Below are 9,166 nucleotides of genomic sequence, written 5' to 3'. Positions count from 1 at the left end.
AGTTGGTGAAGGTCCGGGTCGCCGCCTACCCCGGCCAGGTGTTCGACGCCGAGATCGCCGCCATCAACCCCAAGGTCGACAACGAGACCCGCAACCTGCAGGTCCGCGCCGCCCTGGAGAACCCGGACGGCAAGCTGCTGCCGGGCATGTTCGCCAACCTCGAGGTGATGTTGCCTGGCGAGGAACAACGCGTCGTGGTGCCGGAGACGGCGATCACCTTCACCCTCTACGGCGACTCGATCTACGTCGTCGGGCAGAAGAAGGACGAGCAGGGCCAGGTGTCGAAGGATGACAAGGGCCAGCCGCAACGGGTCGTCGAGCGCCGCTTCGTCAGGATCGGCGAACGCCGCGAAGGCCTGGCGGTGGTGCTCGAAGGCCTGGAGGGCGGCGAGCAGGTAGTGACTTCCGGGCAACTGAAGCTCGACAACGGCGCCGCGGTGGCCATCGTCGCCGAGCGGGACCTCCAGCAAGAGCACTGAGTCGCGCGCCTTCCCGCTCCAAGGCGGAAGGCTTGCCAAGGGACTGAAACATGGCTTTTACCGATCCGTTCATCCGTCGTCCGGTCCTGGCGAGCGTGGTCAGCCTGCTGATCGTCCTGCTCGGCATGCAGGCCTTCAGCAAGCTGGTGATCCGCGAGTATCCGCAAATGGAGAACGCGCTGATCACGGTGACCACGCTCTACGCCGGAGCCAACGCGGAGACCATCCAGGGCTACATCACCCAGCCGCTGCAGCAGAGCCTGGCCAGCGCCGAAGGCATCGACTACATGACCTCGGTGAGCCGGCAGAACTATTCGACCATCTCCATCTACGCGCGGATCGGCGCCAATACCGATCGCCTGGTCACCGAGCTGCTGGCCAAGTCCAACGAAGTGAAGAGCCAACTGCCGCCGGACGCCGAGGACCCGGTGCTGCAGAAGGAGGCCGCGGATGCCTCGGCGCTGATGTACATCAGCTTCTACAGCGAGCAGATGAACAACCCGCAGATCACCGACTACCTGTCGCGGGTGATCCAGCCCAAGCTGGCGACCCTGCCCGGTATCGCCGAGGCGGAGATCCTCGGCAACCAGGTGTTCGCCATGCGCCTGTGGCTGGACCCGGTGAAGATGGCCGCGTTCGGCGTCACCGCCGGCGAGATCAACCAGGCGGTGCAGCAGTACAACTTCCTCGCCGCCGCCGGCGAGGTGAAGGGCCAGTTGGTGGTCACCAGCGTCAATGCTTCCACCGACCTCAAGTCGCCCCAGGCCTTCGCCGCCATCCCGGTGAAGACCGACGGCGACCGCCGGGTGCTGATGGGCGATGTCGCACGGGTCGAACTGGGCGCCGCCAGCTACGACGCGATCAGTTCGTTCAATGGGATTCCCTCGGTCTACATCGGCATCAAGGGCACGCCCAGCGCCAACCCGCTGGACGTGATCAAGGAAGTGCGGGCGAAGATGCCCGAACTGGAAGAGCAATTGCCGCCCAACCTCAAGGTGTCCATCGCCTACGACGCCACGCGCTTCATCCAGGCCTCCATCGACGAAGTGGTGAAGACCCTCGGCGAGGCGGTGCTGATCGTCATCGTGGTGGTGTTCCTGTTCCTCGGCGCGTTCCGTTCGGTACTGATCCCGGTGGTGACCATTCCGCTGTCGATGATCGGCGTGTTGTTCTTCATGCAGGCCATGGGCTACTCGATCAACCTGCTGACCCTGCTGGCGATGGTCCTGGCCATCGGCCTGGTGGTGGACGACGCGATCGTGGTGGTGGAAAACATCCACCGCCACATCGAGGAGGGCAAGCCGCCCTTCGAGGCCGCCCTGGAGGGCGCGCGGGAGATCGCCGTGCCGGTGGTCAGCATGACCATCACCCTCGCCGCGGTCTACGCGCCGATCGGCTTTCTCACCGGCCTCACCGGCGCCCTGTTCAAGGAATTCGCCTTCACCCTGGCCGGCGCGGTGATCATTTCCGGGATCGTCGCCCTGACCCTGTCGCCGATGATGTGCTCGCGCCTGTTGCGCCACGAGGAGAATCCCTCGGGCCTGGCGCATCGCCTCGACCTGATCTTCGAGGGCCTGAAGCGACGCTACCAGCGCGCCCTCCACGGCACCCTGGACACCCGTCCGGTGGTCCTGGTGTTCGCCGTGCTGGTACTGGCGCTGATCCCGGTACTGCTGATGTTCACCAAGAAGGAGCTGGCGCCGGAAGAGGACCAGGGCATCGTGTTCCTCATGACCAACTCGCCGCAGACCGCCAACCTCGACTACCTGAATCGCTACACCGCCGAGTTCGAAGGCATCTTCCGCAGCTTCCCGGAGTATTACTCGGCGTTCCAGATCAACGGCTACAACGGCGTCCAGGCCGGCATCGGCGGCATGCTGCTCAAGCCCTGGGACGAACGCGAAAAGAGCCAGATGGAATTGCTCCATGCGGTGCAGGCGAAGCTCAACGAGATTCCCGGCGTGCAGATCTTCGCCTTCAACCTGCCGTCGCTACCGGGCACCGGCGAGGGCCTGCCATTCCAGTTCGTGCTCAACACCGCCAACGACTACGAGTCGCTGCTGCAAGTGGCGCAACGGGTGAAGCAGCGCGCCAGCGAGTCCGGCAAGTTCGCCTTCCTCGATCTCGACCTGGCGTTCGACAAACCCGAGCTGGTGGTCGACATCGACCGCGAGAAGGCCGCGCAGATGGGCGTCTCCATGCAGGACCTGGGGGTGGCGCTGGCCAGCCTGCTCGGCGAGGGCGAGATCAACCGCTTCACCATCGACGGGCGCAGCTACAAGGTCATCGCCCAGGTCGAACGCCCCTATCGCGACAATCCCGGCTGGCTCGGCAGCTACTACGTGAAGAGCCGCAACGGCCAACTGGTCGCCCTCTCGACCCTGATCGAGACCCACGAACGGGCACGGCCGCGGCAACTGAACCAGTTCCAGCAGCTCAACTCGGCGATCATCTCCGGCTTCCCCATCGTCAGCATGGGCGAGGCCATCGAGACGGTTCAGCAGATCGCCCGCGAGGAGGCCCCGCGCGGCTTCGCCGTCGACTACGCCGGCGCTTCCCGGCAATACGTGCAGGAAGGCAGCGCATTGCTGGTCACCTTCGGACTGGCCCTGGCGATCATCTTCCTGGTCCTCGCCGCACAGTTCGAAAGCTTCCGCGATCCGCTGGTGATCATGGTCACCGTGCCGCTGTCGATCTGCGGTGCGCTGATACCGCTGTTCCTCGGCGTGTCGAGCCTGAACATCTATACCCAGGTCGGCCTGGTGACACTGATCGGCCTGATCAGCAAACACGGCATCCTGATCGTCGAGTTCGCCAACCAGTTGCGCCACGAACAGGGGCTGGAGCGTCGCGAGGCCATCGAGCAGGCCGCCGCGATCCGCCTGCGGCCAGTACTGATGACCACCGCGGCGATGGTGCTCGGGGTGATCCCGCTGATCCTCGCCACCGGCGCCGGGGCGGTCAGTCGCTTCGACATCGGCATCGTGATCGCGACCGGCATGTCGGTGGGCACCCTCTTCACCCTGTTCGTCCTGCCGTGCATCTACACCCTGGTGGCCAGGCCGGATGCCCCGCCAGGCGTGACGCAAGCGGCAAACGCACACTGATCGGAAACGGCGGACAGCGACAACAGCGCTGTCCGCCGGCGCTGTCGCTCCATCCCACAGCCCTCCGGGCGCGATCCTATGTCCGCCGGCAGCCGCCTCCAGTAGACTGCCCGCTGAAACGCAGTGGTGAGACGAGCATGGCCGAGAGCGCTTTTTCCGAACGTATCGTGCAGAACCTGCTGGATACCGACTTCTACAAGCTGACCATGATGCAGGCGGTGCTGCACAACTATCCCAACGCCGAGGTGGAGTGGGAGTTCCGCTGCCGCAACCAGGAAGACCTACGCCTGTACCTGCCGGCCATCCGCGAACAACTGGAATACCTGGCGGGCCTGGCGATCAGCGACGAGCAACTGGCCTTCCTCGAACGGATTCCCTTCCTCGCGCCGGACTTCATCCGCTTCCTCGGGTTATTCCGCTTCAACCCGCGCTACGTGCAGACCGGCATCGAGAACGACGAATTCTTCCTGCGCCTGAAAGGCCCCTGGCTGCACGTGATCCTCTTCGAAGTGCCGCTGCTGGCGATGATCAGCGAGGTGCGCAACCGCGCCCGCTACCCGGCCGCCACCGTCGAGCAGGCGCGCGAACGCCTGCAGGAAAAGTTCGATTGGCTGCGCCGGGAGGCCAGCGCCGAGGAACTGGCCGGCTTCAAGATGGCCGACTTCGGTACCCGCCGCCGCTTCTCCTATCGGGTCCACGAGGCGGTGGTGAGCGGTCTGAAGGAGGACTTTCCGGGCTGCTTCGTCGGCACCAGCAACGTCCACCTGGCACGCAAGCTCGACCTCAAGCCCCTCGGCACCATGGCCCACGAATGGCTGATGGCCCACCAGCAGCTCGGTCCGCGCCTGATCGACAGCCAGAGTGCCGCGTTGGACTGCTGGGTCCGCGAATACCGTGGGCTGCTCGGCATCGCGCTGACCGACTGCATCACCACCGATGCCTTCCTGCGCGACTTCGACCTCTATTTCGCCAAGCTCTTCGACGGCCTCCGCCACGACTCAGGCGACCCATTGCTGTGGGCGGAAAAGACCATCGCCCACTACCTCAAGCTGGGCATCGACCCGCTGACCAAGACCCTGGTGTTCTCCGACGGCCTCGACCTGCCGCGGGCCCTGAAGATCTATCGCGCGCTACAGGGCCGGATCAACGTCAGCTTCGGCATAGGCACGCATTTCACCTGCGACCTGCCGGGCGTCGAGCCGATGAACATCGTGGTGAAGATGAGCGCCTGCAACGGCCATCCGGTGGCGAAGATCTCCGATACGCCCGGCAAGGCGCAATGCCGGGACCCTGACTTCATCCACTACCTCAAGCACGTGTTCCAGGTCGCCTAGGGCAAGCCTGGCGCGCCGCGGCAAGGTGGCGCATGAGGCCTGGTCCTTATTCGGCCCATGCCTCCGACGATCTCATCGCCCATGAAAAAGCCCCGCCAAGGCGGGGCTTTTTCGACAAGGAGACTCAGCGCGACAGGCTGGCTCCCCCCTGGGAAAGACCGAACATCAGCAGCAGGATGTCCTTGTTCGGCTGGACCTCCTGGCGCGTCGGCCGCTCGGCCTTGAGCACCGAAGGCGTCGGGCAGTACTCATGACCGCCGTTCATCTGCACCACGTTCGGCGCGGGTTCGTGCCAGGCGGCAGCCGCGGCTGTAGCCACGGCGAGAGCGCCGACCAGCAACAAACCTCGAGTGATTTCTAATTTCATATCTGCAACCCTTTGATGGCGCTGCCAAACGCCGTCTGGTAACCATAGATGAAGGCTTGCCACTGCGCGCCAGTCCACGACGAACGGCGCTTCAACTGCTTCAGGTCGTGCTGGGACGCCTTGTTCACCGTAAGGCGGCGGCGGCTCTTCTCCAGGTCGATCAGCGCTACTTCGATGGCCTCGCCCTCGACGCGGACGAAGATGTGCTTCGGATAGAGACAACCGTGCTGCCAGTGGGCGAGATTCATCCGGGCAATGGTAGCGCCGATTTGTTGCAGAATTCTTTGGTGCTTCGCTTCGCCCCAGCGGTCCTGGTCACCGCGCGCATAGCACTCGTCGAGGCTGGAGAAACCCTCCAGGGCTTCGGTCACCAGTAGCGCCTGCCACTGTCCGTCGACTTTGCGGCAGCCGGAATAGACCAGGCGCGGCACGCGAATACCAAGCGACTCGAAGGCCCGTAGCGCATCGCGCTCGCGCATGGCGGTGGGATAGCCGAAAGGGCGCTGCCAGTCGCGGTAGACGTGGCCGGTCTGCTGCTTGCGATAGAGCAGCCGTCCATCGCCGGTGTACACCCGCTGCACGCCGCTGGCCCCGCCGCGGCGCTCGTTGGGCTCCTCGACCCAGCTGCCGGGTACCTGCAACCACTGGTCGATGGCGGAGTCGCCGGAGATACGTTGCAGGGATGCCAGATCGGGAGCCATCGTTATTCCTTTCGCAAGATATAGACCCGCCACATGTGATACAGCGGGATGAAATCGAGATGCTTCTGGACGACGAAGCCGGCGTCGCGGAACTCGCGCTCGACCGTTTCGGCTGGTAACACGAAGCGGTTCTGGTAGCCGGTCTGTTCCCCGTTCGCTACCCGCCGTGCCTCCATGCGCCTACGCTTCCAGGCCTTGAAATTGCCATCGACCCAGAGGGAAAGAATCACGCTGTCCCGCGTGACCCGGTGAAACTCGCGGAGCAGGACGCGTCGATCATCCGCCTCGCCGATGTGGTGGAGCAGCCGCATGCAGAAGATATTGTCCACCGAGCTGTCCGGCAGGTCGATGGCGAAAGCGGAAGTCTGCAAGGGCCGTACCCGTTTCACCACACCGTCCGGCTGGCCGGCGCAGGCGACCGCCAGCATGTCCGCGGAATTGTCGGCGCCGATGATCACCCGGTTGTCCTTTTCCGCCAGCAGCGGCCAGAAGCGTCCGGCGCCACAGGGCAGGTCGAGCACCAGGTTGGGCTGCCCTGCGAGCTTCAGCGCGTGCCGGGCGAGTTGGACGTCGCGCCGGTGGGAAAGTTTCCGGGCGAGGCCGTCCTGATGCTTCTTCAGGTAGGCCTCAGCATGCTCGCGATCATACTTGTGAGAAAAGTCGAGGTCGACAGGCGGATTGTTCATGACGGGAACTCCAGGATTCATGAGACGAACGGTATGAATCCAGCCGTCAAGCTCGGGTCAAGGGGTGGTGAATTTTTCGTCAAGCAACATCGAGTAAAACTTCGAACCGGCAGCCGTGCGGCTCCACCGCGCTGAGGGTTACGCTCCAGCCCTCGGCCGCGCAGATCCGCTTCACCAGCGAGAGCCCGAGGCCAAGGCCTTCGCCGCGCCCGGAGCTGGAACTGCCGCGAACGAAGGGCATGAAGATGCGTTCGCGTTGTTCTTCCGGGACGCCCGCCCCGGTGTCCTCGACGCTGAAACCATGCTCGTCGAGGGTCAGCGTGATGCTCCCGGCATCGGTGTAGTGGGTCGCGTTGCGCAACAGGTTGCCCATCACCGCGCGCAGCAGTGGCGCGTTGAACTGGCCGGCGCAGGCACCTTCGTTGCGGTAGTGCAGGGTCAGTCCTCGCGCCTCGACCTGTTCGCGCCAGACCTGGACCAGGTCGTCGGCGATGCTCTCCAGGCTACCGTGGGGCGCCAGGCTTTCCTCGCCCTTCTGCGCACGCGCCAGCAACAGGAAGGTTTGCACCAGGTCGCGCATCTCCTCGGTGGCCTTGGTCATCCGCTCCAGTTGGCCACGGGCGCGCGGGCCGAGGCTGGGTTCTTCGGCCAGCAGTTCGCATGAGGTGGCGATGACCATCAACGGCGTACGCAACTCATGACTGACGTCGCTGGTGAACAATTGCTCGCGCTTGAGCGCGTCGCGCAGGCGGCCAAGGGTCTCGTCGAAGGAAGCGGCCAGCTCGCCGACCTCGTCGTTGGCGTAGTCCGGCGCCAACGGCGGCGCCAGACCGAGCAACTGTTCGCGATGCCGCACCTGGCGCGCCAGGCGCACCACCGGCTCCATCACCTTGCGCGCGAGCATCCAGCCAAGCAGGCCGGCCAGGGCGATGCTCAGCACGTAGCCGGTCAGCACCGAGGCGTAGAGCACCTGCTCGCGCGCTTCGAAATCGCTCTGGTCCTGCAGCAGGACGAAACGGCGACCATCGATATCGCGCACCAGCGCATGGAACGACAAGTCGCCCTCGAACACTTCGTGGAAACCGACATCCAGTTGGTCCAGCGCCGGCGGCATGGCGTAGGAGCCCTGGCCGTCGCTGATGAAGAAGCGCATGCCGGGATCGAGCACCGGGTTGCGTCCCTGGGCCAGGTCGTCGCGCAGGATGCGCTCCAGTTCGCCGCCCAGGTCGCGGGAAATCAGGCGCTCCTCGATGATGTGGACCACGCCGACGATGCCGGCGGAGAACAGTCCCCCCACGGCGACCGTCATCAACATGAAGGCGATGACGATCCGGCGGGCGAGGCTCTGCTTATACTCCATTCGGCTCCTCCGCCAGGCGGTAGCCAACGCCATGCACCGTATGCAGCAAGGCCACGGAGAATGGCTTGTCGATCACCTGACGGAGTTGATGGACGTGGCTGCGCAGGCTGTCGCTGTCCGGGCAGTCGTCGCCCCAGACCGCTTCTTCCAGGGCATCCCGGCGCACCACATGGGGGCTCTTCTGCATCAGCACGGCGAGCAGCTTGAGGCCGATCGGGTTGAGCTTGAGCGACTTGCCCGCGCGCTTGACCTCCAGGGTGTCCAGGTCATAGCTCAGATCGGCCACGCTCAGCTCGCGGCGGCCGCCACCCTGGGCGCGACGCAGCACCGCCTCGATGCGTGCGGAAAGTTCGGAAAGGGCGAAGGGCTTGACCAGGTAATCGTCGGCGCCGGAACGAAACCCCTGCAGGCGGTCGTCCAACTGGTCGCGGGCGGTGAGCATGATCACCGGCGTATCGCGCCGTGCGTCTTCGCGCAGGCGCCGGCACAGGGCATAGCCGTCGATTCCCGGCAGCATCACGTCGAGCACGATCAGGTCGTAGTGCTCGGTGGCCGCCAGGTGCAGGCCGGACAGCCCGTCCTGCGCGCAATCCACGGTATAGCCCTTGAGCGACAGGTAATCGGCCAGGTTGGCCAGGATGTCGCGGTTGTCTTCGACCACCAGTATTCGCATGTCCCACTCCTTCGCAGGAAGACCGATCGAGCGCCTCTCGCGCATTTACGGATTCTTCACCGGCGATTCACACCGGCTCTACGCTCGCCACCAGAGACTGCATGGCGTCTTCCACGGCCGCCGATCATAGCGGCTTTGCGGATGCGCACGAACCCCGGCGGTGGATTTAACCAGCGTCGAAGTCAAGAGAACGTCAACGCCAGCGTTGGAGATCGCATGACCCAGGCCGCCGTCCATTCCCCTTCCCGTCCATTCAACCCCTGGCTGTTCCTCGCCCTGCCGCTGGGCCTGGCGGCACTGCTGCTGGCCTTCGAGCCGGTGACCCTCGACCTCGCCCTGGCCAACCTGATGTACGACCCGGGCGCCGGCTTCATCGGCCGGCACAGCTGGTTCCTGGAGAACATCCTGCACGACCGGGTCAAGCAACTGGTGATCGCCATCAGCGTCCTCGGCCTGCTG

7 protein-coding genes and 2 pseudogenes are annotated in these 9,166 nt (G+C 64.8%); 4 read left to right on the top strand and 5 right to left on the bottom strand.

All coding sequences use genetic code 11. The annotated features are described in order from the left end of the window. From mexV to pncB, 3 genes and pseudogenes are all read left to right on the top strand, one after another. Window positions 1–479, top strand: a pseudogene (gene mexV / locus FFS27_RS22755) (multidrug efflux RND transporter periplasmic adaptor subunit MexV); the annotation flags it as partial. 50 nt (window positions 480–529) lie between these two features. Then, the gene (gene mexW / locus FFS27_RS22750; protein WP_003110732.1) at window positions 530–3,586 is read left to right on the top strand and encodes a multidrug efflux RND transporter permease subunit MexW; all 3,057 of its coding nucleotides are present in this window, start codon (window positions 530–532) and stop codon (window positions 3,584–3,586) included. Window positions 3,587–3,723: 137 nt separating this feature from the next. Further along, window positions 3,724–4,920, top strand: coding sequence for a nicotinate phosphoribosyltransferase (pncB, locus tag FFS27_RS22745; protein WP_003102657.1), 1,197 nt, complete (start codon window positions 3,724–3,726; stop codon window positions 4,918–4,920). A 124-nt stretch (window positions 4,921–5,044) separates the two neighbouring features. Here the strand turns inward: pncB and FFS27_RS22740 are convergent, their stop codons facing one another. The 5 genes from FFS27_RS22740 to FFS27_RS22720 all read right to left on the bottom strand — a co-directional run bounded on the left by FFS27_RS22740 (window position 5,045) and on the right by FFS27_RS22720 (window position 8,707). Next, complete coding sequence (locus FFS27_RS22740; RefSeq protein WP_003134699.1) at window positions 5,045–5,287, bottom strand: hypothetical protein; 243 nt, start codon at window positions 5,285–5,287, stop codon at window positions 5,045–5,047. Then, complete coding sequence (locus tag FFS27_RS22735) at window positions 5,284–5,988, bottom strand: lipopolysaccharide kinase InaA family protein (RefSeq protein ID WP_021264169.1); 705 nt, start codon at window positions 5,986–5,988, stop codon at window positions 5,284–5,286. The genes FFS27_RS22740 and FFS27_RS22735 overlap by 4 nt, the downstream gene beginning before the upstream one ends. Before the next feature lie 2 nt (window positions 5,989–5,990). Then, entirely contained in the window at window positions 5,991–6,674 is a 684-nt protein-coding gene (locus tag FFS27_RS22730; RefSeq protein ID WP_003094031.1) for a class I SAM-dependent methyltransferase, read from the bottom strand. A 79-nt stretch (window positions 6,675–6,753) separates the two neighbouring features. Beyond that, window positions 6,754–8,034 (bottom strand): sensor histidine kinase, encoded by a 1,281-nt coding sequence (locus FFS27_RS22725; protein ID WP_003094037.1) that lies wholly within the window; start codon window positions 8,032–8,034, stop codon window positions 6,754–6,756. After that, window positions 8,024–8,707 (bottom strand): response regulator transcription factor, encoded by a 684-nt coding sequence (locus FFS27_RS22720; protein WP_003094039.1) that lies wholly within the window; start codon window positions 8,705–8,707, stop codon window positions 8,024–8,026. The genes FFS27_RS22725 and FFS27_RS22720 overlap by 11 nt, the downstream gene beginning before the upstream one ends. Window positions 8,708–8,923: 216 nt before the next feature. On the opposite strand from FFS27_RS22720, the pseudogene FFS27_RS22715 reads away from it, so the two are divergent. Beyond that, window positions 8,924–9,166: pseudogene (locus FFS27_RS22715) on the top strand (phosphatase PAP2 family protein); the annotation flags it as partial.

Origin of the sequence: Pseudomonas sp. 2VD (assembly GCF_005503585.1) — a bacterium.
Taxonomy (GTDB): domain Bacteria; phylum Pseudomonadota; class Gammaproteobacteria; order Pseudomonadales; family Pseudomonadaceae; genus Pseudomonas; species Pseudomonas aeruginosa.
The sequence above is the reverse complement of the archived record's forward strand: the minus strand, read 5'-3'. Positions and strand labels throughout refer to the sequence as shown.

What these genes read in the sequence shown, in the direction of transcription:
- FFS27_RS22730 (WP_003094031.1), bottom strand. Translation starts at nt 6,674, where the DNA reads ATGAACAATCCGCCTGTCGACCTCGACTTTTCTCACAAGTATGATCGC.
- pncB (WP_003102657.1), top strand. Translation starts at nt 3,724, where the DNA reads ATGGCCGAGAGCGCTTTTTCCGAACGTATCGTGCAGAACCTGCTGGAT.
- FFS27_RS22740 (WP_003134699.1), bottom strand. Translation starts at nt 5,287, where the DNA reads ATGAAATTAGAAATCACTCGAGGTTTGTTGCTGGTCGGCGCTCTCGCC.
- FFS27_RS22720 (WP_003094039.1), bottom strand. Translation starts at nt 8,707, where the DNA reads ATGCGAATACTGGTGGTCGAAGACAACCGCGACATCCTGGCCAACCTG.
- FFS27_RS22725 (WP_003094037.1), bottom strand. Translation starts at nt 8,034, where the DNA reads ATGGAGTATAAGCAGAGCCTCGCCCGCCGGATCGTCATCGCCTTCATG.
- mexW (WP_003110732.1), top strand. Translation starts at nt 530, where the DNA reads ATGGCTTTTACCGATCCGTTCATCCGTCGTCCGGTCCTGGCGAGCGTG.
- FFS27_RS22735 (WP_021264169.1), bottom strand. Translation starts at nt 5,988, where the DNA reads ATGGCTCCCGATCTGGCATCCCTGCAACGTATCTCCGGCGACTCCGCC.